The 15310-nt window shown below is 65.6% G+C and carries 15 protein-coding genes; 11 read left to right on the forward strand and 4 right to left on the reverse strand.

Translation table 11 applies throughout. The annotated features are described in order from the left end of the window. Positions 1 to 3: 3 nt before the first annotated feature. Complete coding sequence (locus tag ACTU6U_RS04015) at positions 4 to 1329, reverse strand: ABC transporter substrate-binding protein (RefSeq protein ID WP_443467852.1); 1326 nt, start codon at positions 1327 to 1329, stop codon at positions 4 to 6. Between the two features lie 107 nt (positions 1330 to 1436). Between ACTU6U_RS04015 and ACTU6U_RS04020 the strand changes: the two genes are divergently transcribed. Beyond that, a complete protein-coding gene (locus ACTU6U_RS04020; RefSeq protein ID WP_443467853.1) occupies positions 1437 to 2360 on the forward strand; it encodes a BadF/BadG/BcrA/BcrD ATPase family protein in 924 nt (307 codons plus the stop codon). A gap of 13 nt (positions 2361 to 2373) precedes the next feature. Next, on the forward strand, positions 2374 to 3078 hold the full coding sequence (locus ACTU6U_RS04025) for a GntR family transcriptional regulator (RefSeq protein ID WP_443467854.1): 705 nt from the start codon (positions 2374 to 2376) through the stop codon (positions 3076 to 3078). 20 nt (positions 3079 to 3098) lie between these two features. Here ACTU6U_RS04025 and ACTU6U_RS04030 read toward each other — a convergent pair whose 3' ends face one another. Both ACTU6U_RS04030 and ACTU6U_RS04035 read right to left on the reverse strand, forming a co-directional pair. After that, on the reverse strand, positions 3099 to 3431 hold the full coding sequence (locus ACTU6U_RS04030) for a DUF4440 domain-containing protein (protein ID WP_443467855.1): 333 nt from the start codon (positions 3429 to 3431) through the stop codon (positions 3099 to 3101). 57 nt (positions 3432 to 3488) lie between these two features. Then, on the reverse strand, positions 3489 to 4163 hold the full coding sequence (locus ACTU6U_RS04035) for a M15 family metallopeptidase (protein WP_443467856.1): 675 nt from the start codon (positions 4161 to 4163) through the stop codon (positions 3489 to 3491). Between the two features lie 102 nt (positions 4164 to 4265). Between ACTU6U_RS04035 and ACTU6U_RS04040 the strand changes: the two genes are divergently transcribed. Together ACTU6U_RS04040 and ACTU6U_RS04045 are read left to right on the forward strand one after the other, a co-directional pair. Beyond that, on the forward strand, positions 4266 to 4940 hold the full coding sequence (locus ACTU6U_RS04040) for a response regulator transcription factor (protein ID WP_443467857.1): 675 nt from the start codon (positions 4266 to 4268) through the stop codon (positions 4938 to 4940). Between the two features lie 10 nt (positions 4941 to 4950). Further along, positions 4951 to 6015 carry a sensor histidine kinase gene (locus ACTU6U_RS04045; protein ID WP_443467858.1) on the forward strand — a complete coding sequence of 355 codons (1065 nt, stop codon included), beginning with the start codon at positions 4951 to 4953 and terminating at the stop codon, positions 6013 to 6015. 152 nt (positions 6016 to 6167) lie between these two features. On the opposite strand, the gene ACTU6U_RS04050 is transcribed toward ACTU6U_RS04045, so the two are convergent. After that, complete coding sequence (locus tag ACTU6U_RS04050) at positions 6168 to 7700, reverse strand: SDR family NAD(P)-dependent oxidoreductase (protein WP_443467859.1); 1533 nt, start codon at positions 7698 to 7700, stop codon at positions 6168 to 6170. 171 nt (positions 7701 to 7871) lie between these two features. Between ACTU6U_RS04050 and ACTU6U_RS04055 the strand changes: the two genes are divergently transcribed. From ACTU6U_RS04055 to ACTU6U_RS04085, 7 genes are read left to right on the forward strand one after another with little or no spacing between them, the layout of a single operon-like run. Next, on the forward strand, positions 7872 to 8936 hold the full coding sequence (locus ACTU6U_RS04055) for an extracellular solute-binding protein (RefSeq protein WP_443467860.1): 1065 nt from the start codon (positions 7872 to 7874) through the stop codon (positions 8934 to 8936). A gap of 45 nt (positions 8937 to 8981) precedes the next feature. Next, positions 8982 to 10064, forward strand: a complete 1083-nt coding sequence (locus ACTU6U_RS04060) for an ABC transporter ATP-binding protein (protein ID WP_443467861.1) — start codon at positions 8982 to 8984, stop codon at positions 10062 to 10064. After that, positions 10061 to 11863, forward strand: coding sequence for an ABC transporter permease (locus ACTU6U_RS04065; protein WP_443467862.1), 1803 nt, complete (start codon positions 10061 to 10063; stop codon positions 11861 to 11863). The genes ACTU6U_RS04060 and ACTU6U_RS04065 overlap by 4 nt, the downstream gene beginning before the upstream one ends. Then, positions 11860 to 12792, forward strand: coding sequence for a glycerophosphodiester phosphodiesterase family protein (locus ACTU6U_RS04070; protein ID WP_443467863.1), 933 nt, complete (start codon positions 11860 to 11862; stop codon positions 12790 to 12792). The genes ACTU6U_RS04065 and ACTU6U_RS04070 overlap by 4 nt, the downstream gene beginning before the upstream one ends. Next, a complete protein-coding gene (locus ACTU6U_RS04075) occupies positions 12789 to 13829 on the forward strand; it encodes a LacI family DNA-binding transcriptional regulator (protein WP_443467864.1) in 1041 nt (346 codons plus the stop codon). Before ACTU6U_RS04070 ends, ACTU6U_RS04075 begins: the two co-directional genes overlap by 4 nt. A gap of 56 nt (positions 13830 to 13885) precedes the next feature. After that, complete coding sequence (locus ACTU6U_RS04080) at positions 13886 to 14944, forward strand: M4 family metallopeptidase (RefSeq protein WP_443467914.1); 1059 nt, start codon at positions 13886 to 13888, stop codon at positions 14942 to 14944. After that, on the forward strand, positions 14916 to 15230 hold the full coding sequence (locus ACTU6U_RS04085) for a protealysin inhibitor emfourin (protein WP_443467865.1): 315 nt from the start codon (positions 14916 to 14918) through the stop codon (positions 15228 to 15230). The genes ACTU6U_RS04080 and ACTU6U_RS04085 overlap by 29 nt, the downstream gene beginning before the upstream one ends. The last annotated feature ends 80 nt before the right edge of the window (positions 15231 to 15310 follow it).

Genomic DNA, 15310 nt, shown 5'->3' on the forward strand with positions numbered 1-15310 from the left:
CGATCATTCCGAGTGGTACTCGTCGCGGAAGTCCTGCAGCTCCGCGAGGAACGCGACGGGGTCGCCGCTGCCTGCCGTGAGCGCCTGGATTCCGGGTGTCATGCGGTCGATGATGCCGGGCGCTGCCGAGTCCGGGAAGCGCTTCATACCGTCGTCAGCCATCACCGCGGCGAACGCGTCGAGCAGATCGCGGGTGGCGCCTTCGGCTTCCACCTTGGTATCGACGTGCGGGGGCATGTAGCCCTGATCGACGGCGACCTTTCCGCCCTCAGCGGATGCCATGTAGTCGAGGAACGCCACAGCGGCATCCGGGTACTCGGTGCGGCTCGAGACCATGAACGCGACCGAAGATCCTGACATCGTGGCGGGAGAATCCGCTGTCTCACCGGGCATGGTGAAGAATCCGCCATCGTCGCCGAGCACGTCGTTGACCTGCGTGACCGCCCAGGTTCCGTTGAACAGGAACAGCGTGTCGCCCTCGACGAAGTTCGCTGTCGACTGCGCCTGGCCGTTCGCGTTCGCGTCGGCCGGGAGGTATCCGCGAGCAGCCCAGTCGGCGAGCTTCTCTGTGGCGGCGAGAGCGCCGGGACCCGTGATCGAGCCGCCTTCCTGGCCGTTGACCCAGGCTCGGAAGTCATCCGACGGCATCAGGACATCCAGCAGGTTGGCCCACAGGTGCAGCGTTCCGGTGTCGAGCCCGCCCGCCTCCATCGGCGTGTAACCGGCGGCGAGCGCCTTGTCCATCGCGTCTTCGAGGTCGCCGAGAGTCGCGATCGGCAGCTCGATGCCCAACTCTGCGGCAACGGCCTTGTTCACGAAGATCCCGGTCTCGGAAAGAGCCGTCGGCACACCGTAGAGGTCTCCCTCGCCGAAGCGCTTGCCGTCGTCGCTGAACTCGGAGAACGCGAGGGCGGCACCGGGGAGGACGTCATCCCAGCCATAGGCCTCGCGGTACTGCTCGAGCGACAGCAGCTCACCGCCCGGTACGAGCTCTTTCATCACAACGCCGTACTGGGCGATGTCCGGCGGAGTGTTCGATGTCATCGTCAGGTTGATGCTGGTGTTGTACGCCGCGAACTCCGCGTACTCGGGTTCGATGGTGACCTGCGGGTACAGCTCATTGAACCCTTCGATGTACGCCTCGACCATCTCGCGAGGTGCGGTGGTCGCCATCCGGAGAGTGACCTCCTCCGGACCGATCTCCGTGGAGACCTCTCGATCCTCTGCACCGGCGTTGTTCTGCGCCGCCTGTCCGCCTGGGGCGCACCCTGCGATAGCGAAAACAGCGATCGCTGCCACCGACAGCTGCGCAAGTTTGCGAAATTTCATCGACTACTCCGTCCGAATATTTTCATGCAACGAACTCTCGTTGCCCAAAATCACAATAACCCTAGGGATCTGGTTAAACACTAGGTGTATGCGATAAGCTAACAGCCATGACCGGAATCGTCAATAATCAGCACCGGGGCGCGAATGGCGTTGATGTCTGCATAGATATCGGGGGGACCGGCGTCCGCGCCAGACTGCTGCGCGCCAGCGATCATGCTGTGGTCAACTCTATGATTAGTTCCAAATCCCTCTGGGAGCTGGTCGCACAGCTTTGCGCGCTCGACATCCGCTGCGAACGCGTCGCGGTCGGCGCGACCGGAGTCTGGGGGGATGCATCGCGCTTCGATACCGCGGCTCTCCATCCGCTAGGCGCTCGCGAGGTGCGCATCGCAGACGACGGGCTGACCGCGCATCTGGGCGCGCTGGCAGGCCGCCCGGGCATCGTTGTGGCGATCGGCACCGGGCTCGTCACCGTGCGCATGACGGCAGGTGGCTCGTTCACGCACATAGGAGGATACGGACTTCTGCTCGATGACCGCGGTTCCGGCGCATGGATCGGCCAGCGCGCGGTGCGCGATGCCATCGACACCCACGAAGGCGTCAGCGACCACCAGAGCATCCTCGACCTCTGCATCCGCCAACTCGGTCCGATCACGCTGTGGTCCGAACGCATTTTGAGCGCCGGACCCCGCGCTCTTGCCGCGCTCTGCTCACCACTGGCACTGCATGCCCGCGAGGGCGACGCCGACGCCGCGGCGATCTTCACCGCGGCCGGAGCGCATATCGCCGACCGCCTGCGCGCGGCAGTCAGGTCCGCAGCCACCGATGGCGAGACGATCACCACGACATTCACGGGCGGAGCGGCAGCCGCGCTCGATCTGCTCATGCCCGGGATCAGGTCGCGCGCTCTCGACCTCCCCCTCGAATTCGTCCCTGCCGAGGGAAGCCCTCTCGATGGCGCTGAGCGCCTGCTGCGCATCGAGAATCCGTCGGCAGAATCAAAGCTGTTGCACGTCATCACACGCCGATAGGGTCAGATCGAACATGGTTGCCAAGTATCAGCAGATTCTGCACACACTCTCCTCGCGCATCGACACGATGAGCGCTGGTGATGCGCTGCCCAGCGAAGAAGAGCTGTCGAAGGAGTTCGGCGTCTCTCCTATGACGACCCGGCGCGCGCTCACGATCCTCCTCGACGCCAAGCGCATCGTGGGCATCCGCGGCAAGGGCACGTTCGTCGCGCAGCGGCCGATGACCAGAACCATGACGCTGATGTCCTTCAGCGAGGCGATGCGCTCTCATGGCCGGGTGCCGCACTCGCAAGTGCTCGGCATGTCGATGGAACCGGCCGACGAAGAGACCGCAGCGACCCTGCAGGTTGCCGAAGGAACCCACGTCTACAGCATCCGCCGCCTGCGTTTCGGAGATGATGCGCCCATCGGCGTCGACGTGTCGACGCTGCCTGCCGACCGATTCCCCGGGCTGCTCGGACACGACCTCAGCGGATCGCTCTACACGGTGCTGCGCGACCACTACAGCACGAGCATCGAACGCGCGACCTCGCGGATCAGCGCCGTGCTGCCCGATGCCGAGACCGCCGGAATGCTGGACATCGAAACCGGCACGCCGTGTCTGGCGGTGAAAGCGACGGCCAAGGACGAACACGGCGCGATCGCAGAATCAACCAGATCGCTCTACCGCAGCGACCTGTACGAGCTCACCGTCGACCACCGCCGGGGCGCCTCCTGACCAGCAACCCACGGATGGCGTCATCGAACTGATCGATGTTCCGCAGACTGTACCGGTGCATGCGCTGGAATCGGAGTCTGTTGATAGACGGCGAGTCTCCATCTCCCGCCGCGCCGTACATAGGTGCTCGACATCAGCGCGACAAAGGGTGGTTCACCGATGCGATATCCGCGTCCGGTGTACACCAGCGCCGCCGCGGCGTCGGAGAGCAGGATGATCCGCGCTTCCTCGATCTCGTAACGCTCCCACGGCGGAGCAGCGGCAAGTGACGCCACTACTTCGTCGCGTGTGAGGGCAAGCCCGTGGGCGACGCTGAATCCGCTGAACGCGCCATCCACTGTGAAGGCTGTCATGCCTCCATGATCCGCCGCCAGAAGTCGGTTGTCGAGGGTGTTCTGACCGGTGGACCATCACCACATGCGGGGGTCCTCGGTCGGATCGGAATACACAGGCGGACACATCCCGCCGACAGCATCCGGTCGCAGTTCGTAGTGCCACGACTCGTTGCCGTAGATCTGGCAAAGCCCGTACTGCGCGCCGTGCTGGGCGAGCCAGTCGGTCGCCGTGAGCGGGCCGATGTCGACGGCATCCCCCGACACATGCGCTGAGGTCTGCGCCGTCGCGACCCAGCGCGCCGCCTCCTCCTCCGAGCCGTAGTCGTCGACCGCCGCACGTAGCAGAGAGGACTGGTACTCAGGCGACCGCCAGCCGCTGTTGACCACGAAGTCGACGCCGTCCGCCTGAGCATCCGTCGCCGCCCGGCGCAGCGCATCGAGCAGTCCGGGGTTCAACCGCGTGACCGCCGGCGCCTGCTCGTCGAAAACCGACAGCCCTTCGTCCTCGCCGATGTAACCGTGCTCGGGGGTGACGACGGAGCCAGTGTCGCCTGCCGTTCCGAACACGACCGGCTGCCCGGTGCCGCTGGCGATCTCTGCGAGCGAACGTGAGCCATTGGCGACGACGAGCACCAGAGCTACCACGAGCGCCACCAACGTGATGACGAGCGCGCCCACAGCGCGACGCTGCTGGCGACGGGCGATCGATGTCGAAACCGGTGGAGGGACGAGCACATGCGTGGTTCTCATGACTACAGCGAACTCCGCAGGCGGTTGCGAGGTCGTATGCCTTTTTCCATATGCTCCCGATATGTCCGGGTGCGTAGGATCTGAGCACATGGAAGCAGACTCATGCGCGTACTGATCGTCGAGGACGAGCCCTACCTCGCGGAGGCCGTACGAGACGGGCTGCGACTGGAGGCCATCGCCGCCGACATCGCCGGGGACGGCGATACCGCACTCGAGCTGCTGACTGTGAACAGCTACGACATCGCCGTGCTCGATCGCGACATCCCCGGGCCGTCCGGCGACGAGATCGCGCGATGGATCGTGGCCTCGGGTGCCAGCATCCCGATCATCATGTTGACGGCCGCCGACCGTCTCGATGACAAGGAGACCGGGTTCGAACTGGGCGCCGACGACTACCTCACGAAACCCTTCGAGCTGCGCGAGCTGGTGCTGCGGCTGCGCGCACTCGACCGTCGGCGCACGCATGTCCGCCCGCCGGTGCACGAGGTCGCGGGGCTCCGCCTCGACCCATTCCGCCGCGAGGTGTACCGCGACGACCGCTACGTCGCACTGACCCGCAAGCAGTTCGCAGTGCTCGAGGTGCTGGTCAGCGCTGCGGGCGGTGTCGTCAGCGCAGAGGAACTGCTCGAACGGGCGTGGGACGAGAACGCTGATCCGTTCACGAACGCCGTGCGCATCACGGTCTCGTCGCTTCGTAAGAGGCTGGGTGAGCCGTGGCTGATCCTGACGGTGCCCGGCGTGGGGTATCGGATCGATACGGATGCCGTCCGTGGATAGGCGCAGAGGCATGAGCGCTCGGCTCAAACTGACGCTCAGCTACGCCGGGTTCCTCATGATCGCGGGCGTGCTGCTGCTGGCGGTGGTCTATCTTTTTCTGCTGCGTTACGTTCCCGATGCGCAGATCCACGCGAACATGCGCGTGCCCAACCGCGGCGATCTGGTGCGGGCGTTCGTCCCTCCGACCATCGCCGCGCTTGTCTTCCTGCTCGGGCTGGGCCTCGTGGGCGGCTGGTTCCTCGCCGGGCGGATGCTGGCACCGCTCACCCGACTCAATGAGGCTGCCCGACTGGCGGCAGAAGGATCGCTCTCGCATCGCGTCGACATGCCTGGCGCGAAGGACGAGTTCCGTGACCTCGCGGACGTGTTCGACACGATGCTCGCGAGGCTCGAGGCGCACGTCGAGGAGCAACGGCGCTTCGCCGCGAATGCCTCGCACGAGCTGCGTACACCGCTGGCGATCTCGCAGACGATGCTCGAGGTGGCTCGGGAGGACCCCGAGCGCGACGTCGACCTGCTCATCGACCGACTGCAGGATGTCAACGCAAGAGCGATCGCCCTGACCGAGGCACTTCTGCTGCTCGCCCGCGCGGATCGCGGCACTTTCGATCGCGAGCGGGTGGAGCTGTCCCTCCTGGCGGAAGATGCCGTGGAGAGCCTGCATCCGCTGGCCGATCGATGCAGCGTGACGCTCGATATCCGAGGCACGACGGCGTTCGTCAACGGCTCACCAGCCCTGCTCCAACAGCTCATCGTGAACCTGGTCCACAACGCGATCGTGCACAACCTCCCGAAGGACGGGCGAGTCGAGGTGCGCACCGAGATGACCCAGCAGGGCACGGTGGCGGTGATAGAGAACACCGGCGAGGCGATCCCTTCCCATCTCCTCGCCACGCTGGTGGAGCCGTTCCAACGCGGGGTCGGTCGATTCCGGAGCAAGGATGCCACCCACGCCGGGGCTGGGCTCGGGCTCGCGATCGCCGAAGGGATAGCGCGCGCCCACGGCGGAACGCTGGAGTTGGAGCCACGAAGCGGGGGTGGGCTCGTCGTCACGGTGCGGCTGCCGGTCGAGTGAGGCGGACCGCGCCCCGCAGCATCCGCTTGGCCACCTCGGGGTCCAACACTTTGGGGACCCAGACGACGAATGTCGGATGCTTCGGCCGAATCCGTCCGACATCCGTGAATCCGGCCCCCAGATTGTGTGAGGCACGGTCGAGACCGAACCGGTCACCAGGGGTTGGGCTTGTAGTCCTTCAGGAACACCCCGTGCACATCGACCCCTGCCTCACCCTGCACGATCGGGTCGTACACGCGCGCGGCGCCGTCGACGAGGTCGAGCGGGGCGTGGAAACCCTCCTCCGCGAGGCGCACCTTGGTGTGGTGCGGGCGCTCGTCCGTGATCCAGCCGGTATCGACGGCGGTCATCAGGATGCCGTCGGTCTCGAGCATCTCGCCCGCGCTGGTGCGGGTGAGCATGTTGAGCGCTGCCTTGGCCATGTTGGTGTGCGGATGCCCCGGCCCCTTGTAACGGCGCGAGAACTGTCCCTCCATCGCAGAGACATTCACGACGTACTTGCGGTGCGCCGTGGACGCAGCCATCGAAGCCCGAAGCCTGCTGATCAGCAGGAAGGGAGCGGTCGTGTTCGCGAGCTGCACCTCGAGCATCTCGAGCGGGTCGACCTGTTCGATTGACTGCACCCAGCTGTTGACGTGATCGATGTCGGGCACGAGACCGCCGGCATCGATCGCTGAGCCATCGGCGTGCTTCGCGAGCGACGATGAACCAGGTGCCATCGCGAGGCGTGCGAGGTCTTCGGCGGTGAGCGCCTGACCGCCCTGCTCGGCCACAGTGCCGCCGAGAGCTGCGACCGACAGCAGCGGGTTCGCGGCGACTGATGCCTGCAGGGCCTGCGGATGCGGATCAGCCGTGTGTCCGAACGTCTCCATCTCGGGCAGCTTCCCGGCCGGCAGCGGCTGCATCTCAGCATCCGCCAGCAAAGAGTACGCACCCGGCGAGCGCCGCACGGTTTGAGCTGCGTTGTTGATGAGGATGTCCAGCGGCCCCTGGGCCGCAACCGAGTCGGCGAGCGCGATCACCTGCGCAGGATCACGCAGGTCGATGCCGACGATGCGAAGGCGGTCGATCCAGTCCGCGGCATCCGGAAGGGACGAGAACCGGCGCACCGCATCGCGCGGGAAGCGCGTCGTGATCGTGAGATGCGCGCCGTCGCGGAGCAGGCGCAGCGCGATGTGCATGCCGATCTTCGCGCGTCCGCCGGTGAGCAGCGCGCGACGACCGGTGAGGTTCGTGCGCGCATTGCGCTTGCCGTGGCTGAAGCGCGCGCAGTCAGGGCAGAGCTGGTGGTAGAACGCGTCGACGAGCGTGTACGGCTGCTTGCAGATATAGCAGTTGCGGGGTTTGAGGAGCTCGCCGGCGATCGGAGCATCCACCGTCGTCTTGAGATCATGGCCGCGCGTCTCGTCGTCGATGCGATCGGGCGCACCGGTCGCGGTGTTCGCAACGACGGCGCGGTCGGCCTCGGCGATCGCGTCGCGGATCTCCTTGCGACGAGCGCGCTTGACGGCCTTGAACATCTGCGCCGTCGCGCGGCGGACGGCAATGTAATCGGGATGCTGCTCGCTCATCGAATCGAGCGAAGCGAGCACCCGGAGGGTGATGGCGAGCTCGTCGGGATCGAGGCCGTCGCCGAGGTCGTTCCCTTCTCGGTCCCTGAGCCTGTCGAAGGGTGCGTCGGTCATTAGGCCGATTTTACGCGAGAGAGCTGAGAGCTCCTGACGATGAGTTCGCCCGCTGTTCATGTCGCGGCAAAGATCCCGTCACGGCACTTGTGCACCGTGATGTATGCGCATACAGACACCTCATGTATGCGCATACATCACTTCCGATTTGCCACCGAGATAGGACCCCTGATGAACCTTCGTCGTCTCCTCCCCGCCGCTGCGGGCCTCGCCGTGACGGGCGTATTCCTGGCCGGCTGCACCGGCGCAACTCCCGCGGCACAGCCCACATCCGAAGACGCAGGAGGGGCCCTGGTGGTCTACTCGAACTCCGTCTCGGACGGTCGTGGCGAATGGCTCGTCGAGCAGGCCGCCGAGGCCGGGTTCGAGGTCGAGTACGTCGACGCCGGCGGTGGAGCGATCACTGAGCGCATCATCGCTGAAGCTGCCAACCCGATCGCCGACGTCGTGTTCGGCCCGAACAACGTCAATTTCGAGGGCATGAAGGCTGCCGACGTGCTCGAGGCGTACACCCCGGAGTGGGCTGACAAGGTCGAAGAGATCGACCCGGACGGCGTCTACCACTCGATCATCGAAGAGCCCATCATGGTCGTCTACAACACCGCTGCCTACCCCGACGGCGAGGGCGCACCCGAGGACTGGACGGACCTCTTCGAAGACGAGCAGTACCACGGGCGTTACGAGACGCCGACGACTCTGACCGGCGGCACGACTCAACTCGTCGTGACGAGCCTGCTCAGCCGCTACCGCGACGACAGCGGCAACCTCGGCATCAGCGATGAAGGCTGGACCGCGATCGGCGAGTTCTTCGCCAACGGCTCCCCTGCTGTTGAAGGCACCGACCTGTACGCCCGGATGCTGAGCGGCGACGTCGACCTGGGACAGATGTGGCTGGCTGGCAAGTCCGCCCGCGAGGTCGAGTACGGGGTCCAGTCCGCGGCGATCTACCCCAAGGTGGGCGTCCCGATCATCAACCAGGCCATCGGCCTGGTCAAGGAAAGCAAGAACGGCGAGCAGGCACGCGAGTTCATCGACTGGTTCGGCAGCGCCGAAGTGCAGGCCGCCTGGTCACAGGAGTTCTTCACCGCGCCGACCAACACCGACGCACAGTCTGATGCTTCCCAGGACGCCGTCGAGATGACCGCTTCCTTCGAGGCGCAGGACATCGACTGGGAGTTCGTCGCCGAGAACCTCCCCTCGTGGATCGAAGAAGTCGAACTCAACCACATCGGCTGAGCAACCAAGACGACAAGTCGGACTTCCGGCTGGATAGAGACACTCATGATCACCTTCTCTGACGTCACTGTGACGTTCGCGGACTTCACCGCCCTGCCGGAGTTCTCCCTGACGGTTCAGGAGGGTGAGTTCTTCACCCTCCTGGGCCCGTCCGGCTGCGGAAAGACCACCGCACTGCGCACGCTCGCGGGACTCACCCGACCTGCATCTGGCACCATCACCATCGCCGGCAAGAACGTCACGCAGTTGCGCAGCGACCAGCGCGACCTGGGCATGGTCTTCCAGAACTACGCCCTGTTTCCTTCCATGAGCGTCGAAGAGAACATCGCTTTCGGCCTCAAGACGAAGCGCATCAAGGCTGACGAGGTTGCCGAGCGCGTGCGCAAGATCGCCGCCGAAGTCGAGCTGCGTCCCGAGCAGCTCACCAAGAACGTCTCGGAGCTGTCCGGAGGCCAACAGCAGCGCGTGGCAATCGCCCGTTCGCTGATCCTTCGTCCGAAGATTCTGCTGCTGGATGAGCCGCTGTCGAACCTCGACGCCAAGCTGCGCCACCAACTGCGCCACCAGCTGAAGGATCTGCAGCAGCACTTCGGCATCACCACCGTCTACGTGACCCACGACCAGGACGAAGCTCTGGCGATGTCTGACCGCATCGCCGTCATGAACGCCGGCCGCATCGAGCAGGTCGGCACTCCTGAAGAGGTCTACGCCCGCTCGATGACCGAGTTCGTGTGCACGTTCATCGGCGAGGCGAACAGGCTCGAGCCCGCATTGGTCGCCCACTTGCGCGACATCGGCGCCGGAAACTCCCGCGATCTTCTCGATCCGGATGCCGCCACGTATCTCCGCCTCGAGAAACCGACTCTGCTCGACGGCGGTGAGACGGCAGCTCACCCCGTCATCGATGGCACCGTGACCAGCCGCGTGTACCACGGCACGAACTCCGCGTACACGGTCGATTGCGGCCGGTTCGGCCAGGTCCGCGCAATCGTGCGCGAAGATGGTGCCGCCGCGCACCCGGTCGGCCACGCAGTGCGTCTCGCCATCCCCGCCGAACACCTGCTGCAGTACCGCAGCGGGAGGCCGCAGAACGCTTCGTCCGCCACGCTGCAGAGTGTGTCCGCATGAGCCCCACGGTCCGGATGCTGCGCAACCCACTCTGGCTGATCGTCACCGTCATCCTCATCTGGGGCATCGGCACCTTCCTCGTCATGCCCAATGTCACCCTCCTAGGCCAAGTGTTCTCAGACGGTAAGGGCGGCTTCTCCCTGCGCGCCGTGGAGCGGCTGTTCGGGTCTGAGCGCGCGGTGAAGTCGCTGTGGAACAGTGTGCTGCTCGCGGCGATCCTGTCCGTCACGGTGAACGTGATCGGCATCTTCCTCGTGCTCGTCACCCGGCTGTACGCGATCCGAGGTGCGCGCATCCTGTGGCTGGGCTATGCCAGCACGCTCGTCTGCGGCGGAATCGTGCTCGTCTTCGGGTACAAGCAGGTCTACGGCCCGAACGGCGCCGTCACCCGCACGCTGCTGAATGTCTTCCCCGAGCTTGATCCGAACTGGTTCTCTGGAATGTTCGCCGTCGTCATGGTGATGACGTTCGCATCGACGGGCAACCATCTGCTGTTCCTCTCGGCATCCATCGCGAAAGTCGACCTGCAGACGATCGAGGCGGCCCGAATGATGGGCGCCGGAGACCTCCGAATCCTTCGCCGGATCATCCTTCCGCAGCTGAAGCCCATGATCTTCGCCATCACGATCCTCACGTTCCTCGGCGGGCTCGGCGCTCTTGCCGCGCCTCAAGTGCTCGGCGGTCGTGACTTCCAGACGATCTCCCCGATGATCCTCGCATTCGCGACCACGTCGACGTCGCGCGACCTCGCCGCAACTCTGGCCATCCTGCTCGGGCTCGTCACGATCGTGCTCCTGGCGGTCCTGAACCGCATGGAGCGCGGCGGCGTGTACTTCTCGGTGTCGAAGGTGCCGACCCCGCTCGAGAAGCAGCGCATCCACAATCCGGTCGTCAACGTCCTCACGCACGTACTCGCCTACGCGTTGTTCGTCGTGTATGTGCTGCCGCCGGCCCTCGTCCTGCTCTACTCGTTCACCGATGTCAGGGCGATCAACTCGGGTGTGCTCACGCTGTCGAGCTTCACCCTCGACAACTACATCGCCGTGTTCACGACCCAGAAGGGCATGCAGCCCTTCCTCGTCAGCGTCGCCTACGGACTGGTCGCGTCGGTCACCGTGATCGTGCTGATGATGTTCGCGGCACGGATGGTCCAGCGCAACCGCAACGTGATCACGAACGCGCTGGAATATCTGCTGCACATTCCGTGGTTCCTGCCCTCGACCATGATCGCGTTGGGTCTGCTTGTCACCTTCAATGTCCCGCAGCCGTCTGTGCTGGGCACAGTGCTGACCGGTACATTCTGGATCCTTGCGATCGCGTACATCATCGGCAAGATCCCCTTCACATTCCGCCTGCTCAAGGCCGCGTTCTCGGGCATTCCCGACAATCTCGAAGAGGCCGCCTCGATGCTCGGCGCCAGCCAGCTGTACACCTTCCGACGGGTGCTGCTCCCGCTGGTGGGGCCCACAGCGGCAGCCATCACTGCACTGAACTTCACCAGCCTGCTCGATGACTACGACTCCGCCATCTTCCTGTCGCACCCGCTGCTGCAGCCGCTGGGCGTCGTGATCAAGAACGCGACGAGTTCAGAGACGATGAGTGACGGCACAGCGCTGACCTACGTGTACACGGTGCTGATCATGGTGATCTCCACTCTCGTGCTGTGGCTTGTGTACGGACGCCGACCCCGTCGTCGTCGGGTCGCCCCTGCCGTTTCCCTTTCGGATGCCGCAGGCGTCGCAGCATCCTCCACACCAGACGCCACGGCGCCCTCCTACGAACGAAAGCTCACGCTGTGAACACCTCTCCTCTCGCGCAGGCCGCCGTCCCGGCATCCGCCGACCGGTTTGCCGAGCCTGCCTTCGGGCAGCGGCGTCATGCTGCCGTGAACGCCTACCTCAACGGCCGATTCCGCACGCGCGGCACGCTCGTCGCGGTGCACCGCGGTACCGGCCTCGGCATGATCGCCGAGAACACCGCAGCGGCGGTGACCGCGGCCGCGCGCTGCGGCGGCGACCTCATCGAGATAGACGTCATCGAGTCCACCGACGGTGACTTCTTCGCGTTCCACGACGGCTACGAGAAGCAGCATTTCGGCATCGACCGCAACATGCAGACGATGTCGACTGCCGAGATCGAGCAGCTCGCCTACCCGCAGCGCCGCGCCACACCGCTCGTGCGGGTCGAACGCCTTGAGACGATCCTGCGGCGCCTGCCCGATGTGTCACTGAACATCGATCGATCGTGGCGCTACTGGCCACGGCTGCTGCACTTTCTGGATGACTTCCGCATCGCCGATCGATTGCTCATGAAAGTCGACGCCCGCGACGAGCGGGCGATCGAGGCGGCACGAAGGCACGAAGTGAAGTACCCGCTTCTCCCCATCGCGAAGACGGTGGCCGAGGCCGAGCACACCCTCGATGACCCCGAGCTGAACGTGGTGGGCATCGAGGCTGTCGCATCCGATCCGCAGCATCCGTTCTGTGCCCCGGAATGGTCCGCCGGGTTGCGCGCACGCGCTACCTTCTCGTATATGAATGCCCTGGACCTCGGGAACGGGAATGCCCTGATGGGCGGCTGGGACGATACCGTCGCCGTCCTGCAGAGCCCAGCTCTCGGGTGGGGGCCACTGGTCGACATCGGTGCCGACGTCATCCAGACCGACTGGCCTGCGCTGTTGCAGGACTATCTCGTACAGCGCGGCGTGCGCACCCCGGCGCAGACATGAGCGACGCGACCCGTCGTCCGCGCGCCTGGCCCCGAGTGACGATGAAAGATGTCGCGCACGAGGCCAAGGTCTCGGATGCCACAGTCTCGCGAGTGCTGGACGGATCCACATCGGTCAGCGAAGAGACGAAGGCCGCGGTGATGGACGCTGTGCGCAGGACGGGCTACATTCGCAACGGCGCCGCCAGCCAGCTCGCCGGCAGCCGCTCGGACGTGCTCGGCCTGCTGATCCGCGATGTCCGCAACCCGTACTACGGACTCATGCACTCGGAGCTGCAGCGCGGCATATCTGATCGCGGGCTTCGGCTGCTCACCGTCTCACCGACCTTCACGCAGGACTATCACGACGAGGTCATCGGGCTCGATCATCTGCTCGAACAGCGCGTGCGTGGTCTTCTCATCGCGACGGGGACGATTCCGCTCGAGCGTGCGGCGGCCTTCGCCGAGTACGTTCCCATGGTCGTGCTCGGTCGACCTACCAGCCTCGGCGGGGTGCACTCGATCGCGTACGACGAGCATGCGAACGGGCATCTCGCCGCCGACGAGGTCTTCGCCCGTGGCCACCGCGACGTCGCCGTGATCGCGACGTCGCGTGACGCATCGTTCGTCGAGCACGCCCGCTCCGAAGCGATGATCGCGCGACTGCAGGAAAAGGGCGCCCGTCCGGTGCGCGTACAGACGCGGTCATGGGCACGCCTGAGCGATGTGACGCCGGCCGTTGTGGCGATGGTCAGGGAGAAGCGGGTGACCGCGGCGATGTTCCCCTCAGATGAGCGATTGATCACCTTCCTCGACTCCATCGACGGCACTGGCATCCGCGTCCCTGAGGATCTGTCAGTCACCGGCATCGACGGCGTTCTCCCCGGCCTGTCACTGCTCGGTCTGAGCTCGGTGCGACTCCCCGTCGAGGCGGTCAGCGCACGCGGCGTCGAGGTGATGGCGGCCCAGTTGGATGGCACCCGCGCGAACGAGCCCGTGCGCGAAGTGTTCACCGCGAGCTTTATCGCAGGACGAACGCTGCAGCCCATCTCAGGCTGAGCGAAGTGCTGCACGCCATCCCCGGAGTGTCAGCGGCCGGGCGTATCGTCGAGCGCATGGACGGCGTACACGGCATCATCCCGGCATACCTGCTCGCCCGCCTCGCGCAGTCGAGTCGCTTCACGAAGGCCGCAGATGCCGCGCGCCAGACTCTGCTGGCGGGTCGTCCGCAGTTCCGCGCGCGCATCAACCTGTCGATCGATGAGAACGGCGACCTCGTCGCCGAGCTGACGGATGCTCCGAACCGCACGATCAGCGATGCGGGCGGCACCGAGAAGCTGCCCGGCATCGTGGTGCGCACCGAAGACGAAGGGCCGGTTGCGGACTCTGCGGTGAATGAGGCGTTCGACGGGCTCGGGGCGACATTCGAGATGCTGCTCGGCGCCTTCGGGCGCAACTCATTCGATGGCGCAGGGGCGCCGCTCGACGCCACGGTCCACTACGGCATCGACTACGACAATGCCTTCTGGGACGGCGAGCGCATGGTGTTCGGCGACGGCGACGGCGAGGTGTTCCGCGGCTTCACCGGCTCGCTCACCGTGATCGGTCATGAGCTGGCGCACGGCGTCATCCAGCACACCGCGAACCTCGAATACCAGGGGCAGCCCGGCGCGCTCAATGAGTCGATCGCCGATGTGTTCGGGGCACTCGCCGAGCAGTACGCACTCGAGCAGACGGCGGCGGATGCGAGTTGGCTGATCGGCGCCGGCATCTTCACCGACGCGGTGCAGGGGAAGGCGCTGCGATCGATGCTCGAACCCGGCACGGCATACGACGACGATGAACTCGGCAAGGACCCGCAACCAGCGCACATGAGCGGATTCGTGCAGACCACAGAAGACAACGGCGGCGTGCACATCAACTCGGGCATCCCGAATCGCGCCTTCGCGCTCACCGCCCGTGCGCTCGGCCGGAACGCCTGGGAGCGCGCGGGCACCGTCTGGTATTGCGCGCTGACAGGAGGACTCTCTTCGACCGCAACGTTCCGTGAATTCGCGGATGCCACAGTGTCGGCCGCCGGCCGCGAGTACGGTGAAGAAGTGACCGCCGCCGTACGCGACGCATGGATGACCGTGGGAGTGCTGGATGCCGAAGGAACCCGACGCACCGGATGATGACGACCGGTTCATCGTCACGGTCGTGCGCACCGGCGGCCTGGCGGGGCTCCGCCGTCAGTGGGAGGTCGAGCCGCCCCGCGATGAAGAGCTGCATTGGATCGAGCTGATCTATCGCTGCCCCTGGCAGGATCCTGCGCCGACGGAGTCAGGAGCAGACCGGTACGTCTGGAGAATCCAGGCCCGCCCGCCCGGCGCTCGGCTCGAGCAGACCCTACCCGAGTCAGCGCTCGAAGGCGCCTGGAGGCAGCTCGTCGAGGCCGTGCGTGCCGCGGCGGCATCCTGACCGCACACCTGTCAGTGCGGATCACACGTGTCAGCGCGGAGCGCCCGATCCGGGCCGACGCCCGTGAAATTCACTGACGC

It is taken from the genome of Microbacterium zouquanmingi (assembly GCF_052266695.1).
In the GTDB taxonomy this organism is placed as follows: Bacteria; Actinomycetota; Actinomycetes; order Actinomycetales; family Microbacteriaceae; genus Microbacterium.

Excerpts from the sequence above, each read along its gene's own strand:
- ACTU6U_RS04015 (WP_443467852.1), bottom strand. The coding sequence starts at position 1,329 with ATGAAATTTCGCAAACTTGCGCAGCTGTCGGTGGCAGCGATCGCTGTT.
- ACTU6U_RS04020 (WP_443467853.1), top strand. The coding sequence starts at position 1,437 with ATGACCGGAATCGTCAATAATCAGCACCGGGGCGCGAATGGCGTTGAT.
- ACTU6U_RS04025 (WP_443467854.1), top strand. The coding sequence starts at position 2,374 with ATGGTTGCCAAGTATCAGCAGATTCTGCACACACTCTCCTCGCGCATC.
- ACTU6U_RS04030 (WP_443467855.1), bottom strand. The coding sequence starts at position 3,431 with ATGACAGCCTTCACAGTGGATGGCGCGTTCAGCGGATTCAGCGTCGCC.
- ACTU6U_RS04035 (WP_443467856.1), bottom strand. The coding sequence starts at position 4,163 with ATGAGAACCACGCATGTGCTCGTCCCTCCACCGGTTTCGACATCGATC.
- ACTU6U_RS04040 (WP_443467857.1), top strand. The coding sequence starts at position 4,266 with ATGCGCGTACTGATCGTCGAGGACGAGCCCTACCTCGCGGAGGCCGTA.
- ACTU6U_RS04045 (WP_443467858.1), top strand. The coding sequence starts at position 4,951 with ATGAGCGCTCGGCTCAAACTGACGCTCAGCTACGCCGGGTTCCTCATG.
- ACTU6U_RS04050 (WP_443467859.1), bottom strand. The coding sequence starts at position 7,700 with ATGACCGACGCACCCTTCGACAGGCTCAGGGACCGAGAAGGGAACGAC.
- ACTU6U_RS04055 (WP_443467860.1), top strand. The coding sequence starts at position 7,872 with ATGAACCTTCGTCGTCTCCTCCCCGCCGCTGCGGGCCTCGCCGTGACG.
- ACTU6U_RS04060 (WP_443467861.1), top strand. The coding sequence starts at position 8,982 with ATGATCACCTTCTCTGACGTCACTGTGACGTTCGCGGACTTCACCGCC.
- ACTU6U_RS04065 (WP_443467862.1), top strand. The coding sequence starts at position 10,061 with ATGAGCCCCACGGTCCGGATGCTGCGCAACCCACTCTGGCTGATCGTC.
- ACTU6U_RS04075 (WP_443467864.1), top strand. The coding sequence starts at position 12,789 with ATGAGCGACGCGACCCGTCGTCCGCGCGCCTGGCCCCGAGTGACGATG.
- ACTU6U_RS04080 (WP_443467914.1), top strand. The coding sequence starts at position 13,886 with ATGGACGGCGTACACGGCATCATCCCGGCATACCTGCTCGCCCGCCTC.
- ACTU6U_RS04085 (WP_443467865.1), top strand. The coding sequence starts at position 14,916 with ATGCCGAAGGAACCCGACGCACCGGATGATGACGACCGGTTCATCGTC.